The organism is Phenylobacterium sp., assembly GCF_030693805.1.
Classification (GTDB): Bacteria; Pseudomonadota; Alphaproteobacteria; order Caulobacterales; family Caulobacteraceae; genus Phenylobacterium.
Genome location: NZ_JAUXZW010000152.1, coordinates 1 through 1,159 on the forward strand (window position 1 = coordinate 1; position 1,159 = coordinate 1,159).

Consider the following 1,159-nt stretch of genomic DNA (forward strand, 5'->3'; position numbering starts at 1 on the left):
TTCACCGAAATAAAATTCAGTCCGATCAGTTTCGCAAGTCACTATTTGAGTAATGCTCTCAACTTACCACTTAAGCTTATTGACAAAGCCCCTAAAGTTTTTGCCGCCCGTTTGGGGTTTTTAATGACTGCCGTAATCACCATACTGTTCGTCTTTAAACTGAGTTTGGCGTCATTGATTGTTGCCGGTATTTTAATCTTTTTTGCCACCCTTGAATTTTTGTTTGCAATCTGTGTCGGATGTATGATTTATAATTACCTTGTTCTTCCATTTTATAAGAAATAACCATGAAACGAACTCCGATTATCCTCGCTTTATTAATAAGTACAGTTGTTTTTTCTTTTGGCCAAACCGAGAAGTCGGTTAATAACATCAATGGTGGCATGCCTAACCGGATTTCGATGAACGTAACAGTTCCCAAACAGACACAGGGAGCCACATTTGGTGAAAAAGTACAGTCAGGTTTTGTAGATGGAAATTGTGTTGTTTTGTTTCCTAATAATCAGGCTTTTAGCGTAAACTCAGCAGGGAACAAAGTTTCGCTGTTAAGCAGTTCCGAAACATTAAAAGTGAATGCCGGCCTGCATGCAGCAGGTGGGGCGCTGGCTCAGGGAGCTTCATTGCCTGGAGGAGCCTTGCCCGGTGGGGCAATCATATCGGCTGCAGTTTCAAGTGTTGGAGGTGGAAAAGTGATCTGGCAAGTCCGCGATGCAGGAAACGAATTAAAAATGCCTTCCAGTTTATCGGATGGAGAATATGAATTGACCCTTAACCTGGATGCCGTATCAAAAGACGCAGCAAAAGTGCATCTTGTCTTTGGTCTTATAGTTGAAAAAGGAACCTATAAGGTGGTTGCAGCATATACGAAACACGACACGGCAAAGAATTCGGTGGGTAATATACGTTGAAAAATATGGTTGCCCCGTCAGAAAGGGTTTTATTTATTTTTAAAGAATAATTATACTTTTGCAGCGGTCGAACTGTGACCCGATCAGACATACCATATTGAAAACAATACACCATGATGGAGCAGGATAAAACCAGGGAGCAACTTCTGGAAGAGCTGAAGGACTTGAGGCAAAAACACGAAACATTAAACTCTTTTCCTGAACATGACGGTGAAACAGTAATCTTTGCAGATACTGACAGGCTCAAACAA

Annotated in this window: 2 protein-coding genes; both read left to right on the forward strand. The window is 41.3% G+C overall.

The window, feature by feature from the left end; all coding sequences use genetic code 11:
• On the forward strand, positions 1-285 hold a 285-nt coding region (locus tag Q8M88_RS06605; RefSeq protein ID WP_305595613.1), incomplete at its 5' end, for a DUF4395 family protein.
• A 2-nt stretch (positions 286-287) separates the two neighbouring features.
• Positions 288-908, forward strand: coding sequence for a hypothetical protein (locus Q8M88_RS06610; RefSeq protein WP_305595615.1), 621 nt, complete (start codon positions 288-290; stop codon positions 906-908).
• Positions 909-1,159: the final 251 nt, after the last annotated feature.

Excerpts from the sequence above, each read along its gene's own strand:
- Q8M88_RS06610 (WP_305595615.1), top strand. The coding sequence starts at position 288 with ATGAAACGAACTCCGATTATCCTCGCTTTATTAATAAGTACAGTTGTT.